The 19,024-nt window shown below is 33.4% G+C and carries 16 protein-coding genes; 7 read left to right on the forward strand and 9 right to left on the reverse strand.

What is annotated here, in order from left to right; genetic code table 11:
• Positions 1–17: 17 nt before the first annotated feature.
• Positions 18–392 carry a hypothetical protein gene (locus Q0770_RS11270; RefSeq protein WP_299116993.1) on the forward strand — a complete coding sequence of 125 codons (375 nt, stop codon included), beginning with the start codon at positions 18–20 and terminating at the stop codon, positions 390–392.
• On the opposite strand, the gene Q0770_RS11275 is transcribed toward Q0770_RS11270, so the two are convergent.
• Positions 389–1,561 (reverse strand): proline dehydrogenase family protein, encoded by a 1,173-nt coding sequence (locus tag Q0770_RS11275; RefSeq protein WP_299116995.1) that lies wholly within the window; start codon positions 1,559–1,561, stop codon positions 389–391. The genes Q0770_RS11270 and Q0770_RS11275 overlap by 4 nt on opposite strands.
• A 94-nt stretch (positions 1,562–1,655) precedes the next feature.
• Between Q0770_RS11275 and aroB the strand changes: the two genes are divergently transcribed.
• Positions 1,656–2,729 (forward strand): 3-dehydroquinate synthase, encoded by a 1,074-nt coding sequence (gene aroB / locus Q0770_RS11280; RefSeq protein WP_299116997.1) that lies wholly within the window; start codon positions 1,656–1,658, stop codon positions 2,727–2,729.
• Here the strand turns inward: aroB and Q0770_RS11285 are convergent, their stop codons facing one another.
• Positions 2,730–3,800 carry a DUF3667 domain-containing protein gene (locus Q0770_RS11285; RefSeq protein WP_299116999.1) on the reverse strand — a complete coding sequence of 357 codons (1,071 nt, stop codon included), beginning with the start codon at positions 3,798–3,800 and terminating at the stop codon, positions 2,730–2,732.
• A gap of 255 nt (positions 3,801–4,055) precedes the next feature.
• On the opposite strand from Q0770_RS11285, the gene Q0770_RS11290 reads away from it, so the two are divergent.
• Positions 4,056–4,724 (forward strand): hypothetical protein, encoded by a 669-nt coding sequence (locus Q0770_RS11290; RefSeq protein ID WP_299117001.1) that lies wholly within the window; start codon positions 4,056–4,058, stop codon positions 4,722–4,724.
• A 140-nt stretch (positions 4,725–4,864) separates the two neighbouring features.
• Complete coding sequence (locus tag Q0770_RS11295) at positions 4,865–6,115, forward strand: hypothetical protein (protein WP_299117003.1); 1,251 nt, start codon at positions 4,865–4,867, stop codon at positions 6,113–6,115.
• A gap of 73 nt (positions 6,116–6,188) precedes the next feature.
• On the opposite strand, the gene Q0770_RS11300 is transcribed toward Q0770_RS11295, so the two are convergent.
• The 4 genes from Q0770_RS11300 to Q0770_RS11315 are packed head-to-tail and all read right to left on the reverse strand — an operon-like array spanning position 6,189 to position 11,712.
• Positions 6,189–7,646, reverse strand: coding sequence for a polysaccharide biosynthesis C-terminal domain-containing protein (locus Q0770_RS11300; protein WP_299117005.1), 1,458 nt, complete (start codon positions 7,644–7,646; stop codon positions 6,189–6,191).
• A gap of 30 nt (positions 7,647–7,676) precedes the next feature.
• Complete coding sequence (locus Q0770_RS11305) at positions 7,677–8,966, reverse strand: glycosyltransferase (RefSeq protein WP_299117007.1); 1,290 nt, start codon at positions 8,964–8,966, stop codon at positions 7,677–7,679.
• Positions 8,967–8,975: 9 nt separating this feature from the next.
• Positions 8,976–11,399, reverse strand: a complete 2,424-nt coding sequence (locus Q0770_RS11310) for a YfhO family protein (RefSeq protein WP_299117009.1) — start codon at positions 11,397–11,399, stop codon at positions 8,976–8,978.
• Between the two features lie 31 nt (positions 11,400–11,430).
• Positions 11,431–11,712, reverse strand: a complete 282-nt coding sequence (locus Q0770_RS11315; RefSeq protein WP_299117011.1) for a DUF4834 family protein — start codon at positions 11,710–11,712, stop codon at positions 11,431–11,433.
• 82 nt (positions 11,713–11,794) lie between these two features.
• Here Q0770_RS11315 and Q0770_RS11320 point away from each other — a divergent pair, with 82 nt between their 5' ends.
• The gene (locus tag Q0770_RS11320) at positions 11,795–12,793 is read left to right on the forward strand and encodes a transporter (RefSeq protein WP_306420471.1); all 999 of its coding nucleotides are present in this window, start codon (positions 11,795–11,797) and stop codon (positions 12,791–12,793) included.
• 8 nt (positions 12,794–12,801) lie between these two features.
• On the forward strand, positions 12,802–13,920 hold the full coding sequence (locus Q0770_RS11325) for a GNAT family N-acetyltransferase (RefSeq protein WP_299117014.1): 1,119 nt from the start codon (positions 12,802–12,804) through the stop codon (positions 13,918–13,920).
• Between the two features lie 49 nt (positions 13,921–13,969).
• Here the strand turns inward: Q0770_RS11325 and Q0770_RS11330 are convergent, their stop codons facing one another.
• The 3 genes from Q0770_RS11330 to Q0770_RS11340 form a co-directional block, all read right to left on the reverse strand.
• The gene (locus Q0770_RS11330) at positions 13,970–15,229 is read right to left on the reverse strand and encodes an aminotransferase class I/II-fold pyridoxal phosphate-dependent enzyme (RefSeq protein WP_188374456.1); all 1,260 of its coding nucleotides are present in this window, start codon (positions 15,227–15,229) and stop codon (positions 13,970–13,972) included.
• Between the two features lie 200 nt (positions 15,230–15,429).
• Complete coding sequence (locus Q0770_RS11335; protein WP_299117018.1) at positions 15,430–16,467, reverse strand: PLP-dependent cysteine synthase family protein; 1,038 nt, start codon at positions 16,465–16,467, stop codon at positions 15,430–15,432.
• Between the two features lie 71 nt (positions 16,468–16,538).
• Positions 16,539–18,599: a S9 family peptidase gene (locus Q0770_RS11340; protein WP_299117020.1), complete on the reverse strand. Its 2,061-nt coding sequence runs from the start codon at positions 18,597–18,599 to the stop codon at positions 16,539–16,541.
• 80 nt (positions 18,600–18,679) lie between these two features.
• Between Q0770_RS11340 and Q0770_RS11345 the strand changes: the two genes are divergently transcribed.
• Positions 18,680–18,991: a YbaB/EbfC family nucleoid-associated protein gene (locus Q0770_RS11345; RefSeq protein WP_299117022.1), complete on the forward strand. Its 312-nt coding sequence runs from the start codon at positions 18,680–18,682 to the stop codon at positions 18,989–18,991.
• Positions 18,992–19,024 lie beyond the last annotated feature (33 nt).

Consider the following 19,024-nt stretch of genomic DNA (forward strand, 5'->3'; position numbering starts at 1 on the left):
ACACATTTGTTTCATATATGAAATTTATACAACGTCTCGGTTACTACCTTGGAGGTTTTGCAATAGGGTTAATTATTCTTATGTTTTTTCTTAACGGAAAAGATGCATCTTGCGATTATGGTCCAAATGCACGAACAGTAAAAAATATCAGTACTAAAAAACTGTTTTATTCGGATAATGCTGCGATAGAAATCAATAGACAAACTCTAGATTCAACTGTAATTAAACAATTAATAAAATATGGTGATGTGAACTTTTCGGAAAGTGATACAAAAGCTAAACCATGCAAAGTCTACCAAATAGAAAACACTTATAAAGAACGAGAAGTTGTTCTACGTGTTAAGAATTGTAGTTTAGTTGCTACAATCCTTGACTTTAAAATAGAAAACTAAAGCTTTCTACGCTTTCTTTCAGTCTTAATCAATTCTAATTCTCTATTTGTTTGCCCAGCTACAGATGTATTTTCTTCAGCACGTCTTATTAAATAAGGCATCACATCTTTTACAGGGCCAAATGGCAAATATTTCGCTACATTATAACCTTGCTCAGCTAAGTTAAAACTAATATGGTCACTCATACCATAAAGTTGTCCAAACCAAACATTATTGTCTGATTTGCTAATATTTAACTCTTTCATAATTGCCATAGCTAAATAGCAGCTATGTTCGTTGTGAGTACCAATAAATATTGATATATCTAGGTTGTTTTTTAGGATATAAGTTAGTCCATTATTAAAATTATCATCGGTAATGGCTTTTGTTTCACAGATAGGAGATGTATAGCTCATTTCCTCAGCTCTTGCTCTCTCCTTCTCCATGTATGCACCACGGACTATCTTCATACCAATTTTAAAGTTATTTGCTTTAGCGCGTTTATGCAACCCTTTTAGGTAATCTAATCTATCCCATCTATAAAGCTGCAATGTGTTATATACAATTGCTTTTTCTGTATTGTATGTTCTCATCATATCTTCAACCAAATCATCTGCTGCAGTTTGCATCCAACTTTCTTCGCCATCAATCAATACTTCGACATCTTTCTCTTTTGATGCTCTACAAACACTATGAAAACGCTCTACAACTCTATTCCATTCATCTTGTTCTTCTGGGGAAAGTTGAATTCCTTCGGATTTCTTTTCGTATAAATAAAAACGACCAAAGGCTGTGGGCTTAAAGACGACTATTGGCATAGAATTTCTCTCATCACAGAAATCTACAATCCTTAATATTTTCTTTAGTGCATCATCAAATTGTTCTTCAGACTCTTTACCTTCTACAGAATAATCCAAAACTGAGCTAACACCTTTTGTATACATATTTTCTATAGCTGGCAAGCAATCTTCTTCATTAACACCACCGCAAAAATGGTCAAAAACTGTTGATCGGATAAGACCTTCAACTGGGAGGCTCGCATTTAACGCAAATTTTGTAACCGCAGTACCAATACGCACCAAAGGTTCTTTGGATATCATTTTAAATAAAAAATGGGCACGTTCTAATTGAGAATCTGACTTTAATGAAAAAGCTGTTTTGGTATTATTAAACAGAGTATTTTTGCTCATCTATAACTTATTTGCAACAAAAATAAATATAACATTTCTTATTTTCTGAAAAAACAACCTATTTTCACAATCTCTAATTCAGCTTGCAAGAATCATGACATCCATAACTACAAAAAACTCAATAATTCATTTTAATTCAGATATTTACACTGAATTAAACAACTATATAAAAACACATAATCCTTCAAAAATATTTATTCTAGTAGATACAAATACACATGATTTATGTTTACCGCAGTTTATGGCTAACCTAGAATCTGGTGAAATTGCTACAGAAGTTATGGAGATGCCTGAAGGTGAAGACCATAAAACCATAGACATTTGCATGGGTGTTTGGGAAGCGATGTCTCAATATAATGCAGACCGTAAAAGTATACTTATTAATTTAGGTGGTGGTGTTGTCACAGATTTGGGTGGTTTTGTGGCTAGCACATATATGCGTGGTATTGACTATATAAATGTCCCAACATCATTGCTTGCCATGGTAGATGCTTCTGTCGGTGGTAAAACAGGTGTAGACTTAGGAGTTTTGAAAAATCAAGTTGGTATCATTAGCGAAGGTGCCATGGTGCTTATAGATATATCCTTTCTAAACACGTTACCTCAAAATCAAATGGTTTCTGGATTTGCCGAAATGCTAAAGCACGGCTTAATTACTGATGCAAATTATTGGTATACATTGACACATTTAGAAGAGTTAGACTTATCAGATTTAGATCAATTAATTTATGATTCCGTGGTGATTAAAAATAATGTTGTTACTCAAGATCCAACAGAGCAAGGCCTCCGAAAAACATTAAATTTTGGACACACACTGGGCCATGCTATAGAAAGTTATTTTCTAGAAAATGATATGAAAACTACTTTACTACATGGGGAAGCTATTGCTATTGGTATGATTTTAGAATCCTACATATCAACTAAAGTAAGTGATTTATCGACAGAAGCCTTAGATGAAATTTCTGATGGCGTATTAAAAACCTTTACAAAAGTTGAGTTTGAGGAAGCTGATTATAAACCAATAATAGAATTAATGAAGTATGATAAAAAGAACAGTCATGGCATCATTAAATTTGTACTGCTAGAATCTATAGGAAAAGCAAAAATAGATTGTGAAGTACCAAATGAAATCATTATAGAGGCATTTACTTACTACAATACATTATAATTATCCATTCATAATACCAAATAAGGCTAACAATACACCTGTAGTAGGTATTACCATTAACATAAATACAAATGTAATAATACTACATTTTACAAATGTAAAAAACCAATTGCGACGGTAAAAATTAAGTAACGCGACGTAAAAATAAAAGAACGTAGATAGAATTAAAAGCCAACTAATCCATCCAGGAATAGGGATAATAAAAAGATCAATACATAGCAACAAAGAGAATAAGGTGAACAAAAAGGAAAAGAAGTAAAAACTAAATACTAAATGATGAGAATAACGCCCTCTCTTATAATAAAATAGTTTTAAAAGCAAAGCAAATAAAGGCAGAAGAATAAACATAGCTATAGGCACTGCATCAACAGCTCGCTGAATCACAGAACCTGCTCCACTACCCTTCATAAGGTTTAAAAAGCCAGCAAAGATGCGTTTTTCAAAAAAACCTGCATCATCAGACATACCCATCTCTTTATAAATGGCTGAGTCCTCAGCTCCAGCATCAATCAAAGAATCTACCTTTTTCTTATTAAAATCCCAAGACGTTTTTAGATTGTTACCATTTTGCAACTGCATAATAGAATCTGTTTTTTTTAAATCTTCATCCGTCATGCCTAATAGCGCTTTATTTTTCTCTAAAGATTCTAAAACTTTCGCTTTTTGTATAGAATCAAACTGTTTTTGGGCTTCTTCTGGCAGCTGCTCAACGACTTCGGACTCTATAATTTTTTTGTTAATAGCATCAGCATCTTTTTTCCATTCTGCTACTACAAACGAAAACAAAAAGAAAAATATCACAGATACAAACAAATACATCTGAGCTGGATGAAGATATAACAATCGCTTACCTGCTAAAAACCGCTTAGCTAAATAACCAGGTCTAAACATTAATGGAATAAAACTCTTCAGAAAACGCGCATCAAAAGAAAAATAGTTACTAATTGTATTGTAAAACAACACACCTATCGTAAGCTCTTCATTAGTTTTTTGCCCACAATTTGGGCAAAACTTATAGCCGTCATCAATAGGGCTTTCACAGTTTTGACAATTGATTTGTTTAGTTTCCATTATAGGTTGGTTAATTAGGTTAAAATTACAAAATTCTAATACTTAGTATCATATTATTCTATACAAATACGAAGATGCAAATAGCTAAATGTTACTGAATATTTATGGATACTGTAGATGTACAACAAAAAATACACCTTTAAACACCTCTACATCAAGCATTTATTCTTTTGGCACGTTAATTGGTTTTATTCATAGCAAATAGCGTAAGCCGAAAAGCTATATATGAGTAGGCACAATCTAAATTCTATAATTATGAAAAAGGTAATTTTACTTTTGGCAGTAATGTTAACAGGATTAACAACTGCAACAGCCGCAGAAAAAACTTCTGCAACACTAGAGAAAGGTTTAGATTTTACATCACGCTATCGTTATGCACAACCAATTGTGTTTGTAGAGCGAGGTGTAGAATTTTTAATCTTTGCTGATGGTAGCTTTGATTTTAATACCGATTATTTCGGTAATACACCTAGAACAGGCAATTATTACAGAAACCGTAGAGGTTATGTTAATAGGTCATTTGGCACACCGGGAACGAGATATAATCATTATGGTTCAAGAAACAGAGGTGTACGTATAACTCATGATTATTTAGGACGTGTAAGGCGTATTGGAAACGTATTTATTAATTACGATAGGCAAGGACGAATTAAGCGTGCTGGAACCGTTTATATGAGATACCGTTACAATAGGTTACAACAAGTTGGCAACCTAAGATTACAATACAATCGTCGAGGTCTCTTAATTGGCTATAGTGGTTTTGTAAACCATAGTAATAGAGATTGCAATACTTTTAACCAATGGGATAATGATTGGAGTGATAATGATTATGATTGGGATGACGACGACGATTTTTACTACTACCGTCAAAACGGAGAAGTAAAAAAGCATCGAAAGTTGAAAAGACGTTCTCGTGACGACTAAAACAAAGCTATAATTTATAAACCTGAAGATATATGTCTTCAGGTTTTTTTTTATGGAAAGCCTTGCGTTATGGGTATTATACATTTTTGGCACGCTGTTTGGTATTAGTTAAATGAATTTAATTTTAAAACCCAAATATTATGAAAAGGATTCTATTTTTAGCAGCAAGTTTATTCCTCATCGGAGGTACTTCATTTGCATCAACCAACACAAATTCTGAAGCAGATGCTACGTTATATAATTATGTGAGAGGTTATGGCAATTCTTTCATATTTGTCGAAGACGGCATTGAATTTTCGGTTTTCCGTGATGGACAATTCGATTTTTATGCAGGTAACTTTGGTCCAAATCTTAATGTAGGATTTAGCAATAGAAATGTAAGCTTCAGTTTTAATACTGGTTATGATTATAACCCATACGTTCAGTATGATAGTTATGGAGCTGTTATCCAAATAGAAAACACACCAATCTTTTATGATTATTATGGGCGTGTGTCTCAAATAGGAAATATCTTTATTAACTACAATGGGTTTGGAAGAGTTAATAGAATAGGCGGACTAAATGTCTTTTATAGAGGAAATGTATTTTCACATTATACAGGATTTATAAACGTATATAACAGAAGCTATATCTACAGACCATGGCACAGATTTTATGCTGTACCTGCAGTTAACTTATGCATTATAAATACAAGACCATACAGACAGTTCTATACACCTTATCGTCATGTATATTACAGACCATACAGAAATAATACACGTTTTGTAAATGTTAACGGAAGACGTGGAAACAATAACTTTGGAAGACGTGGCAGTACTAGAGACTATTCAAGAAGGTATGCTCAAACACCTCGTAACGAACGTGAAAGAACTATCGGAAGACGTGTGCAACAAAGAAACGAATCTATTACTCGTGATAGAGGAAGACGTTTAGCATCTAATGATGTTAATCGAAGAGGCAATAGTACTTCAAGAGACATTAACTCTAGAAGCACTAGAAAATCTGAAGCTAGAACAACAGGTAGATCTACTCGAAACAGTCGAGGTGTATCTCAAAATCGTTCTACACGAAATGAGAATGTCAAGCGTTCGTCTAGCAGAAACTCTAGACCTTCAGTAAGTACTAGGTCTGACAGAAATAGTAATACATCAACTAGAAGAAGTAGTTCTCAAAAAAGAACAGTAACTTCAAATAGAGGACAAAGACAGAATAATAGTTCGGTCAGAAAATCGAGTACAACATCTCGCAAAACTGTAAGAACTACTCCGAAAAGAACTCAGAGAACTGTTACGCAAAGTAAAAGAAAAACATCTTCTGTGAGTAAGAGGCCAAGTTCTACTAGAGGCTCTAAAAGCAAGTCGTCTAGAACTACATCTCGAAGAAGAGGATAAACAATTTTTTTGGTTGGTTAGATTGAACATCCCGCAAGTGTATGCCTCAAAGCTCATTGCGGGATTTCTCTATTTATAAAAAATGTAAATACTTTTTTAATTGCTCATTGATATCTTCTGAAAGATTGAATTTATATACCAAAACTAAATATATCAATGATATTAGAATTGACTTTACCGTGATATTTATAATAGGATGAAAAGGGAATTCAATATAATAGAATCCAAAACCTAGAATCACAAGAAGCAACAAAACCTTAAAGGTAGCTAAACTAAAAGGCTGCATATTTAGCTTCAACTTTACAAAAACTAGTTTTAAGGTATTATAGATTACAATTGCCATGAACGTTGCCAAGGCTGAACCATTAATTCCATAAAGTGGAATGAAAATCATATTCAAAATCACTGCAAGAATGGCTAATAACACTCCAAAAAATAATACAACTCTGTAATAATCGCTGTTAAACAATATTGCATTATTATTACCCATCATATTATCATATAGCTTGGCCAAACCAACAATAAACACAACAAAAAATCCGCCAGTAAACTTCTCAGGAAGCAATTGATAAAGCATATTAATATTTAAAACTATCAACAAGAATATGAGTCCACTTATAATTAAAAGGCTTAATGAGCTTTTCTGATATAAACTTAAAAGTTCCTCTTTGTTATCATCATTTAAAAATTTGGCAGTTATTGGCATCATTATTTGGTGCATAGAGCGTTGAGGAACAGATATAACAGTCGCAATAAAAATGGCGACACTATAATAGGCTACGTTTTCAATTTCCAAATACTGCCCAATCATAAATTTGTCTACGTCTAAAATGACCATAGCTATTGAACCTGCTATAATAATTAAGAAACTATACTTAAGAACAGAAGATGTATTTTCAATCTTATTAAATTTAATAACAGGAAATCTTAAAACATAGGCATATATTTTCATTATTAACATCCTAACGACATACACCGCTACAACTCCAGCAATAAATATTTCTACAGTAATCCAATTCATGTATACACAACATAATAAAACCATGATGCAAAAACGATGAAATATCTCTCGCATAATATTTCCAAAAACAGTTTTCATCTGTACTTTTGACCAGGCAAAAAATATTTCGAAATATGCCATTGCTATTGCTGTGATATAAATATGCCAGAGATAATCATATACCAATGGATTTTTGTCAGACAAAAGACTCGCTATAAAATCATAACCCAAAATACCAATAAGCCCAGTTGGAATTATAAACACTAAAGGCAGAAAAAGCATTAGAGTTAAAAAACTATTAAGGCTATTTTTAGTTTTAAATGTCGAATAAAATTTAATCAATGCATTCTGCACTCCAAAAGCCATAAATGGTAGCATAATATTGGCTGCCGAAAGCACAAAGGCTACAAGACCGTAATAATCATCCGTCAAGAAATTAGTGTAAAGAAAAAGTGCATTTATAGCACCAATACCAAAACCTATATAGGTACTTAAGGTATTTTTAAATGACTGTTTTATAACTATTCCCACAGACTTAAAAGTACAATTTTTTTAGAGCATCTAAAGATCTAATAAAAGTTTAGAAAGTGATTGACTTAAAGAACGCCTGCTATATTTCTCAAGTCCAATCCCATTAGTCTTAAGAGAACCCTTTTTGTATACATCAAAATGATTTAAAATCTGGGCTTTAAGCAATTCTTTATCACTGTAACTAAAATAACTTCCAGTATTTGTAGACTTTATAATCTGCTCTATATCAGAATCTCTTGGTCCAATTGCCAAAATTGGTGTTTCAGAAACCATATACTCAAACAATTTACCTGGTATAATCGCTTTTGTGTTTTCTGAATCTATTTCTATAAGAAGCAATAATTGAGACTTTTTCTGATATGCTATGGCTTCATCATGATCCACATATCCTACTAAATTCAGATATTTTTCTAGTCCATTAGTTTTAATTGAATTAGTAATTGTTTGGCTTACAACACCAACTAAGTTTAACTGAAACTGAACTGCAAACTCTCTATTTTCTTCTATTAATTCTGAAAGTACTTCCCAAAGAATTCTTGGGTTCCTATCTGAAAGTAAAGAGCCTATATGAGATAATGTGAATTTAGAATCTTTTTCGTTGACAACAACTGAGTGAGAATCATAACCATTTGTAATCACTTCTATTGGCTGGTTAGTTTTAGATGAAAACTCATTCATTGTGTGGTTACTAGTAACTACGATTTGGTCAGCAGAATTAAGAACTTCTTGTTCTAGTTTAATGTGTTTCTTCTTAGCAAAGTTTAATAATTTTAAAGACTTATGATAGCCAATTGTAGTCCACGGATCTCTAAAGTCCGCTACCCATTTAATGTTGAGAGTTTGTTTTAGCTTTAAACCAATTAAGTGCAAACTATGTGGTGGTCCAGTTGTTATAATAGTGTCTATATTGTTTTTTTCTATATAATTTGAAAGAAAACGTACTGAAGGCTTAATCCAATTTTTTCTAGCATCAGGAATAAAAAAATTTCCTCTTATAAATAGCATCAACTTTTCTAGTATAGATTGATTGTTTTTTTCTGGTATAACACCTGAACTTATAGTTTTAGAGCTATTTTTAGATAAGAGTTTTGCAAAACGATACGGCTCATTAATAGGCTGTTTAATCGTAGTGATATCTTTTGGAAGCTCATTGACAAGGCTTTCATCTACTATTGGGTAATTTGGATTAGACGGACAATAAACAATAGGTTCTATGCCAAATTCTGGAAGGTATTTTACAAACTTAAGCCATCGTTGTACACCTGGCCCTCCAGCTGGCGGCCAATAATACGCAATTATAAGGGCTTTTTTACTTACCATAAAGAATCGTTATTCCTTCTTCTTAAACTGGAAAAATCCTCCTAACAGTAATAATATACCAAACAAGACTGAACTAGCTAGAGCAATTTTACTACCAGTCTCAACAACTTTTGGCTCAAACTTAAATTCTACGGTATGATTTCCAGCGGGGATTTCTAACGCCCTTAAGGTATAATTAACACGTAAATGAGGCGTAAGCTTCCCATCAATATAGGCATTCCAACCTTTATAATAATAGAGTTCAGAAAATACCGCTAATCCGCCATTAGAATTTTTGGATTCGTATTTAAGATAGTTTGGTTTATACTCTGTTAAACGTATAGATGCAGTACTATCTGTCTCATAACCAGTTTTAAGTTTTAATTCATCAAAAGTTGTCTTATTTACAATAGCTTCAACCTTAGTGTTTAAGCTATCTAATGCCAATATTTCTTCATTTCCAGTTTCAGCAGTCTTTAATTCAGAAACAAACCAAGCATTTCCATTTGGCTGCGTATAACGTGTTGAAGCTTCTACTCTACCTGCTTGGTCTTCAGCAATAACATACTTCGTGTTTAGCATGTTTAATACCTCTGTATTATTCTGATATATATGAAAATCTAAAAGCGCCTCAAACCTATTTAGTTTTGCTGCATGATAACCATTTAAAGAGTTATGAAAATATGCGGCTCTTGCTGGTCTTTGCTGCCCTTCACGAGATACATCTAACACCCTAAAGTGCTCTTTATCATTAAGTATTTGCTTATCTGCAGCTGAAGCCTGATATGGCTTATCTACCTGGCGTGCAGAAACAAAATTATCTGTGTTTACATATGCTCTATCAACCGTTACCAAATCAAATAAAATCAATACTGCGAAAACTACTATTAATAATTTTTCAGAAACTTTTTCTTTCAGAAAATAAAATATAACTCCTGCCGAAAGCAGCACAAAAACAAGAGTTCTTATCGCGTCTGAAACGAATAATGACTTTCTGTCCTCAGCAAAAGCATTAACCAAAAGCTCAGGATATTGTTCTTCTCCAGGTTTTATGAAATCGAATAAAAAAGGATGCGCTAAAAGAAAAAATAATGCCAATCCTCCAGTTATAGCCACTGCGTATTTTAAAGCTTTAAGTTTCTCTTCTTTCTTTTGAAAATCATTGAATAGCCGAGATAAAGCAAAAATCCCTAAAACTGGTATGCAGAGTTCTAGAATAACCTGTATTGAACTCACAGCACGGAACTTATTATATAACGGTACATATTCAATAAAAAAGTCCGTAAGTAAACCGAAGTTTTTTCCATAAGATAAAAACAAGGACAATAGTGTCCCTCCAACGAGCCACCATTTTAATCGTCCTTTCACTAAAAACAAACCTAGAACAAACAAGAATATGATAACAGCGCCTACATAAGCTGGGGCTTCTACTATAGTTTGGTCTCCCCAATACATTGGTGCATTTCTAGATGCTTCTATGGCCTCAATTGGTGAGGCACCAAGCTTAAGATATGCGTCATAGGTTTCTGAATTTTTGCCGATATTTTCACTACTACCACCACCCATAAATTTTGGGATAAATAAGTTAAAAGATTCTGCTAAACCATAACTATATTCTGTAATGTAACCTGGGTCTAAACCTTCTTTTACCTCTTTTGGTTGTCCGTTAGCTTTAATAGTCAAATCGCTCTTGCCACGTGTACTCTCTTTTACATACTCTTGAGTTGCCATTATATTTGTGGCATTTAAACCTACTGCTATGATAGCAGCAACTGATAGTAAACCAACAGATTTAAAAAAGTGAGCTAATTGCTTCTTTTGGTATGCATCTACCAAATAAGCAAAGCCTAATACTAAAACGAGTAGTAATAAATAATATGTCATTTGGTAATGGTTAGCTACAATCTCTAGTCCAAGAGCCACTATTGTTAGCAAAAATCCCCAAATATATTTCTTTCGAAAAGTGAGAATAATACCTGATAAAACTAAAGGCATGTAGGCTATCGCATGTGCTTTGGAATTATGACCAACGCCAAGAATAATAATCATATAAGTAGAGAACCCAAATGCTAAAGCGCCGAGAACAGCAAGCTTAAAATCAATTTTTAGACTTAATAATAGAATATAAAATCCAATAAAATATAGAAATAGATAATCCGCAGGTCTTGGTAAGAACCGAATCGTTAAATCTAATTTTTTAATGTAATTATGTGGATACTTTGCACCTAATTGGTAGGTTGGCATTCCGCCAAAAGCACTATTAGTCCAATACGTATGTTCATCTTCTTTTTCTGCATAATCTATATGCTGTTGGGCCATACCCTTGTAGTGCATGATATCGCTCTGAAAGATTTTTTTGCCTTGTAAAACAGGGCTAAAATAAGCCAGAGACAATACTACAAATCCGATTAAAACTAATACGTGAGGTAGCAGGCGCTTAAATGAAAATGACATGAAAAAAAGGTTAAATCAATAAAACCGAAAATTAATCAATTTCTTCGTAATCGATGTATTCGCCAACCTTTTTGTTCGAAGAAGTATTATTAGAAGGCATTTTGTCTATAACTGTCTCGCCTTCTTTTTGCTTAGGTTGTTGCGGATGCTGGTTAGCACCAAACTGCTGACCAAATTTTTGTTCCATTTTTTTAGCAGCATATTTTACCAAAAAAGGTGCAAAAAGACGCGATAATATCTTTACAACAAAGTAAATACCAATAATCCAAAGAAGTGTTCTTGCTAATCCCACAACAGATAAGGTGTAAATCATAAATATAAATTATATTCAAAAATACAATTAACATCATTTATAATCCGTTATTATTCCTTAAAAAAAGTATAAAATACTATATTTGAAATCTAACCTATACAACATGCAGCAATTAAAATCTTTTTTTGTTTCGCTTATGCTCGTTGCCTCATTACCTGCACTAGCGCAATACACAGAAGTTATAAACTCAAATAGACCAGGCGTTTCTAAAGCCGCTTTTTCTGTCGGAACCAATGTTTTACAGTTTGAATTAGGAGGTTTTACCATTAAGGAAGAACACAATCCTTTAAACTATGAAGTCTCTGGTTTTGGTGTCGATTTTGCTGCACGTTTTGGTCTTTTATGGGAACAATTAGAAATAAATATTGAAGGTGTTTATCAAAACGATACGTTTACTAGTAATACATCGGCTATACCTTTCGAAGATAAACGTTCAAACTTCAGAAATTTTACAATTGGCGCCAAGTATTTAGTATACGATCCTTATAAAAATGCTGAAGAGGATAAGCCAAATCTATATAGTTATCATGCAAACAGACGATTTAAATGGAAATCTTTAATCCCAGCTGTGGCAGTATATGTTGGTGCAAATTTTGACACAAAAGATAATCCTTTTACAGCACCAGATGTTGAAGGTTTTAGCCCAAAAATAATGGTGGCCACTCAAAACAATTTTGCTGGTGGTTGGGTATTTGTCATGAATTTCTTAAAAGACCGTATTGGTTCTGATTTTTCAGATTTTCAATATATACTTACGCTAACACATTCTTTCTCAGACCAATGGGTGCTATTTGGTGAAGCTCAAGGTATACAAAGTGACTTTTATGCTGATAATATTTTTAGAGTCGGTGGTGCTTATTTATGGACCAAAGACTTTCAGTTAGATGCAAACATTGCTTTTAATACAAAAGACACACCTTCAGTTTTTAATATTGCTTTTGGGGCTTCGTATCGTCTAGATTGGCATAAAGACAAAAAGATAGATAATGGCGGAGCTGTAAAAGATAAGGTGGATACTTCTAAAAATAAGAAAAAGAAGAAGCGTAAAAAGAAAACAGATTTCGATTCTGATAATTTATAGTTGACTACATGATTGAAATTAAAGAAGCGATTTCTAAAAAGGAATTAAAACAATTTGTCAAATTTCCTTTTAAACTCTACAAAGATTCCAAAAATTGGGTACCTCCAATAATTAGTGAAGAGTTAAAGACTTTTGATAAGTCTGAAAACCCTGTTTTTAATGATGCTGATGCGCGTTTCTTTCTTGCATATATGAACGGTGAGGTTGTTGGGCGTGTAGCTGCAATAGTGAATTGGCTAGAAATCAAAAAGCAGAACATTAATAAAATGCGTTTTGGTTGGTTTGATTTTATTGATGATTTAGACGTTAGTAAAGCACTTTTAGATAGAGTTTCTGAAATTGGTAAAGAATACAATCTCGAGTATGTGGAAGGACCTGTAGGCTTCTCTAATCTTGATAAGGTTGGCGTAATGACTGATGGTTTTGATACAATTGCACCAATGATTACTTGGTATAATCATCCCTATTATGTAGAGCATTATAAAGCTCATGGGTTTACTGTAGAAAAACAATATTCTGAAAGTAAGTTTCCTTTTGAGAATGTAAAACCTGAATTCTTTAAAAAGGCACAAGAGTTAATAAAAAGACGTTATAAACTAAAGGAGTTGAATTTCACTAAAACTAGTGAGGTTATGCCTTATGCGGACCGTATGTTTGATTTATTTAATGAAAGTTACGCGTCTTTGTCTTCGTTTGTAGAAATTACTGATATTCAAAAAGAATACTTTAAAAAGAAATTTATAAGCTTTGTTAATCCGGAGTATATCAAGTTTGTAGTAGACTCTGAAGGGAAATTAGTTGGCTTTGCTATAGTAATGCCACGTTTTGCTGATGCTTTACAGAAAGCAAAAGGCAAACTCTTTCCGTTTGGATTTAGACATATCTTAAAAGCAAAAAAGAATAGTAAAGATGTTATTTTCTACCTCATAGGTATACACCCAGAATATCAAAATAAAGGTGTTCATGCGGTGTTATTTAATGAAATGTATGAAACCTTTACTGCGAAAGGCATTCAATACTGTTACAGAACTCCTGAACTTGAAGATAACGAAGCTATACATAAAATCTGGAAACACTTTAAACCTGAAGTATATAAACGTCGTAAAACGTTTAAAAAAGCATTATAAAAAAAGCTACCAAATTGGTAGCTTTTTTGTTTATATATTTTTAGAGTTCTTATTCACCCATAGCCGCAATAAGAGCCGCAGACATACGCTTATAAGTACCGTTATCTAAACGTTCTCTAATAGCGTCAAAGGCATCTAAAGTTTCTTCAACATCTTGTAAAGTATGTGTTGCTGTAGGTATCATTCTAAGTAGAATTAATCCTCGAGGTATCACAGGGTAAACTACTATAGAACAGAAGATTCCGTGATTTTCTCTTAGGTCTCTAACTAATGCCATAGCTTCTGGGATACTACCTTTTAGATATACCGGTGTTACACAACTTTGTGTTGTTCCGATATCAAATCCACGATTCTTTAAACCAGACTGTAATGCATCAACAATCTTCCAAAGGTTTTGCTTTAATTCTGGCATTGTTCTAAGCATGTCTAAACGCTTCAAAGCCCCAACGACTAATTGCATTTGAAGTGATTTTGCAAACATCTGAGAACGCAGATTGTATTTTAAATAATCTATAATTTCTTGATCTGCAGCAATAAAAGCACCTGTACTCGCTAAAGACTTGGCAAAAGTTGCAAAATACACATCAATATCATCTTGCACACCTTGTTCTTGACCTGCTCCTGCTCCAGTCTCTCCTAAAGTACCAAAACCATGAGCATCGTCAACAAAGAGTCTGAAATTGAATTTCTTTTTAAGCGCTACAATTTCTTTTAAACGACCTTGTTCTCCTCGCATTCCAAAAACACCTTCAGAAATCACTAAGATACCTCCACCTGTTGTTTCAGCCATTTTAGTAGCACGTTCTAAGTTTTTTTCTAAACTTTCTATATCATTATGTTTGTATGTAAAACGCTTACCGTGGTGTAATCTTACACCATCAATAATACAAGCGTGAGCATCAACATCATAAACGATAATATCATCTTTGCTTACCAAAGCATCTACAGTAGACACCATACCTTGATAACCAAAATTTAATAAGTATGCCGCTTCTTTGTTTACAAACTCGGCTAATTCATTTTGTAATTGCTCGTGTAATTCAGTATGACCAGACATCATACGAGCTCCCATTGGGTATGCAGAACCGTATTGTGCAGCTGCTTCTGCATCAACTTTACGAACTTCAGGATGATTTGCTAATCCTAAGTAATCATTAATACTCCAAGTTATAACATCCTTTCCTTGAAATTTCATTCGGTTAGATATTTCTCCTTCTAACTTAGGGAATACAAAATAACCTTCTGCTTGCGCTGCCCACTTCCCTAATGGCCCTTTGTCTTTGTAAATCTTTTCAAATAAATCCTTCATACTATCTTTTCGAACTCATTTTAAATTGAACTTTTAGAGGAAATTCAATTTATAATTTTATGTTAAATTAGTTTAGCGTAACCGGGCAAAATTAGGTAATAATATTATGAATGCATAATTTATTTTCCCTTTATATTCACCAAGTTTTAAACAAAAAAACCCATTGAATACATCAATGGGCGTAATTAATATTTGTTAGTTTACTTTAAGTATTCTATTGTTGCTTGCATTTCTGTTTGGCTATCAAAAAAGCCTTGATCTTCCATCCACTTATCGTTATATACCTTACTCATGTAACGTGATCCATGATCAGGAAAAACAACAACTACATTATCTGATGGCTTAAATTCTCCAGATGCATTCAGTGTTTTTATCGCTTGCAGAGCCGCACCACTAGTATAACCTACAAAAAGACCTTCTTTTGCAGATATTTCACGAGCTGAATGTGCACTTTCCTCATCAGTTACTTTAACAAACTTATCTATAGCATCAAAATCAGTGGCAGTTGGTATTAGGTTTTTTCCTAGCCCTTCAATTCTATATGGATAAATTTCTTTATCATCAAACTCACGAGTTTCATGATACTTTTTTAGTACAGAACCATAAGCATCTACTCCAATAATATTTACATCTGCGTTTTGTTCTTTTAAGAATCTAGCAATACCAGAAATAGTACCTCCTGTTCCACTACAAGCCACTAAATGTGTGATTTTGCCTTCAGTTTGTTCCCAAATTTCAGGGCCTGTTGTTTTGTAATGCGCTTCAGTATTTAAAATATTAAAATACTGATTGATATATACTGAGCCTTTGATTTCGTTATGAAGACGCTTAGCTACTTCATAATAAGATCGTGGGTCATCAGCTTTTACATGTGCAGGGCAAACATAAACCTTTGCTCCCATGGATTTCAGCATATCTATCTTATCAGGTGAAGATTTTGAGCTAACTGCCAAAATACACTCATAACCTTTAATAATGCTAACCATAGCTATACTAAAACCTGTATTACCAGATGTAGTTTCTATAATTGTATCTCCTGGCTTAAGAATGCCTTGACGTTCAGCTTCTTCAATAATGTGAAGTGCTATTCTGTCTTTTGAAGAATGACCTGGGTTGAACGCTTCTACTTTGGCAAAGAAATTACCATCGAAATCTTCTGTAACCTTGTTTAATTTAATTAGGGGCGTACTTCCAATAAGTTGAAGTACGTTGTCATAAACGTGTTTACTTTTCGTCATATTTGATATTTACAAGTAACAATATAAAAAATGTCACCTAAAACCGCGCAAAACTACAATTTTTTTTTCAATTAAGAGCAAATTCCCTCAAGGTCTAATAGAAAGGCAAACTCCTCAGCGTCTTCTCTTAAGGATTCAAATCTACCAGACGCACCACCATGACCAGCATCCATATTTGTTTTTAAATACAATTTGTTAGCATCGGTCTTTAATTCTCTGAGTTTAGCCACCCATTTGGCTGGCTCCCAATACTGTACTTGAGAGTCATTTAAACCAGCACTTACCAACATATTTGGGTAATTTTTAGCTTCTATGTTATCGTAAGGCGAATAGGATTTTATGTATTCATAATAATGCTTCTCATTTGGATTTCCCCATTCATCATACTCGCCAGTGGTTAAAGGAATTGAATCATCTAACATTGTAGTTACAACATCTACAAAAGGTACAGCCGCAATAATACCATTGTACAATCCTGGTGCTTTATTAATTATTGCACCCATTAACAAGCCGCCTGCACTTCCGCCCATTGCATATAAATGTTCTGCTGAAGTATAACCAAGATGAATCAAATGTTTAGAGCACGCAATAAAATCAGTAAATGTATTCTTCTTTTTTAGGAGTTTCCCATGTTCGTACCAATTACGACCTAAATACTCGCCTCCTCGAATATGTGCAATAACATAAATAAAACCTCTATCAAGTAGTGTTAACCGAATGGTCGAAAAGTAAGGATCTACTGTGGAGCCATAAGAACCATAAGAATATTGCAGTAATGGATTCTTACCGTCTTTTTTTAACCCTTTTCTATAAACAACTGACATCGGAATCTTTGTACCATCATCTGCAGTTGCCCAAAGACGTTCTTCAGTATAATTCTCTTTATCGAATTTTCCACCTAAAACCTCTTGCTCTTTTAATACTTTTTGAGCTTTTGTACGCATATTAAACTCCATAACTGAGGCAGGAGTCGTCATGGAATTGTAGCCATAACGCAGTACTTCTGTATTAAAATCTACGTTTGTACTCGTGTAACATGTATATGTTTCTGAATCAAATGGCAAATAAAAGTCTTCACTTCCATCCCAACGCATAATACGGATAAGATTAAGGCCATTAGTGCGCTCGCTAACCACCAAGTAATCTTTAAAAATATCAATATTTTCAATGAGAGTGTCTTCTCTATGCACGATGACATCTACCCAATTATCAATATTAGTATTAGTCTCAGAAGTCTTCATCAATTTAAAATTGACAGCCTTATCTTTATTGGTCATTACATAGAAGTCGCCATTATAATGTGCAATACTATACTCTAAACCTCTAACTCGTGGGCTAAAGTTTTTGAAATTTTCATCTGGAGTTTCAGCATTTAAAATATGATATTCATTAGTAAGCGTACTATAACATGCAATGATGATGTATTTTCTAGACTTTGATTTATACACAGCAACGCCAAAAGTATCATCAGCCTCTTCAAATACTAGCTCATCCTTGTTTTGACCTAGTTTGTGTCGATAAATTTGATAAGACCGTAATGTTTGTTCATCTTTTTTGGTGTAAAACAACGTGTGATTATCATTTGCCCAACTTGAAGAGCCTGTTGTATGTTCTATCTTATCACTTTCTAATTTATCAGTAGTTAAATCCTTAACATAAATGGTGTAATTACGCCTTCCTGTCAAGTCTAAACCAAAAGACACTTTCTTATTATCTGGGCTGATAGAAATACCTACAAGCTTAAAATAAGCTTCACCTTTAGCCATGACGTTACAATCAAAAAGCAATTCTTCATCAGCCTCAAGAGTTTCTTTTTTACGTGTGTAAATTGGATAATCTTTTCCTTTTTCGAATTTTGTAATGTACCAATAGCCGTTGTATTTGTATGGCACTGAAGAATCATCCTCTTTAATTCTCCCCTTCATTTCTTCAAATAAATCATTCTGAAAACCTTTGGTATGTGCCATCATCTCATCACAATATGCATTTTCAGCTTTAAGATGATTAATAACCTCTTCGTCTTCACGATTATTCATCCAGAAATAATTATCAATCCTTACATCACCATGCATTTCAAGTCTTTGAGGAACTTTCTTTGCTATTGGAGGATTTTTGAGGGAAATGTCAGCCATATTTTATTAGTCTTTTAAAATCAAAAAAGTGGCGCAATTTACTAATTTTGTATCGTATAAATTTTTAAATCGAAAAGATTATGTTTGGAGATATGATGGGTATGATGAATAAATTAAAAGAAGCCCAGAAAAAAGTAGAAGAAACTAAAGAACGTTTGCATAGCGTTTTGTTAGACGAAGCCAGCAACGATGAGAAATTAAAGGTGACTATTACGACAAATAGAACTATAAAATCTATTTCTATTGATGAGGAACTGTTAGCTGATAAAGAGATGCTCGAAGATTATCTCATTCTTACACTTAACAAAGCTATTGAGCGTGCAACTACTGTAAATGAAGCTGAATTAGCTGCTGTTGCAAAAGAAGGTATGCCGAATATTCCTGGGTTATAAAACAGGAATCCTACGTTTTTAAATAAGAAGAGC

Source organism: uncultured Winogradskyella sp. (assembly GCF_947501905.1).
Lineage (GTDB): Bacteria > Bacteroidota > Bacteroidia > Flavobacteriales > Flavobacteriaceae > Winogradskyella.

Excerpts from the sequence above, each read along its gene's own strand:
- Q0770_RS11270 (WP_299116993.1), top strand. The coding sequence starts at position 18 with ATGAAATTTATACAACGTCTCGGTTACTACCTTGGAGGTTTTGCAATA.
- Q0770_RS11275 (WP_299116995.1), bottom strand. The coding sequence starts at position 1,561 with ATGAGCAAAAATACTCTGTTTAATAATACCAAAACAGCTTTTTCATTA.
- aroB (WP_299116997.1), top strand. The coding sequence starts at position 1,656 with ATGACATCCATAACTACAAAAAACTCAATAATTCATTTTAATTCAGAT.
- Q0770_RS11285 (WP_299116999.1), bottom strand. The coding sequence starts at position 3,800 with ATGGAAACTAAACAAATCAATTGTCAAAACTGTGAAAGCCCTATTGAT.
- Q0770_RS11290 (WP_299117001.1), top strand. The coding sequence starts at position 4,056 with ATGAAAAAGGTAATTTTACTTTTGGCAGTAATGTTAACAGGATTAACA.
- Q0770_RS11295 (WP_299117003.1), top strand. The coding sequence starts at position 4,865 with ATGAAAAGGATTCTATTTTTAGCAGCAAGTTTATTCCTCATCGGAGGT.
- Q0770_RS11305 (WP_299117007.1), bottom strand. The coding sequence starts at position 8,966 with ATGGTAAGTAAAAAAGCCCTTATAATTGCGTATTATTGGCCGCCAGCT.
- Q0770_RS11310 (WP_299117009.1), bottom strand. The coding sequence starts at position 11,399 with ATGTCATTTTCATTTAAGCGCCTGCTACCTCACGTATTAGTTTTAATC.
- Q0770_RS11315 (WP_299117011.1), bottom strand. The coding sequence starts at position 11,712 with ATGATTTACACCTTATCTGTTGTGGGATTAGCAAGAACACTTCTTTGG.
- Q0770_RS11325 (WP_299117014.1), top strand. The coding sequence starts at position 12,802 with ATGATTGAAATTAAAGAAGCGATTTCTAAAAAGGAATTAAAACAATTT.
- Q0770_RS11330 (WP_188374456.1), bottom strand. The coding sequence starts at position 15,229 with ATGAAGGATTTATTTGAAAAGATTTACAAAGACAAAGGGCCATTAGGG.
- Q0770_RS11335 (WP_299117018.1), bottom strand. The coding sequence starts at position 16,467 with ATGACGAAAAGTAAACACGTTTATGACAACGTACTTCAACTTATTGGA.
- Q0770_RS11340 (WP_299117020.1), bottom strand. The coding sequence starts at position 18,599 with ATGGCTGACATTTCCCTCAAAAATCCTCCAATAGCAAAGAAAGTTCCT.
- Q0770_RS11345 (WP_299117022.1), top strand. The coding sequence starts at position 18,680 with ATGTTTGGAGATATGATGGGTATGATGAATAAATTAAAAGAAGCCCAG.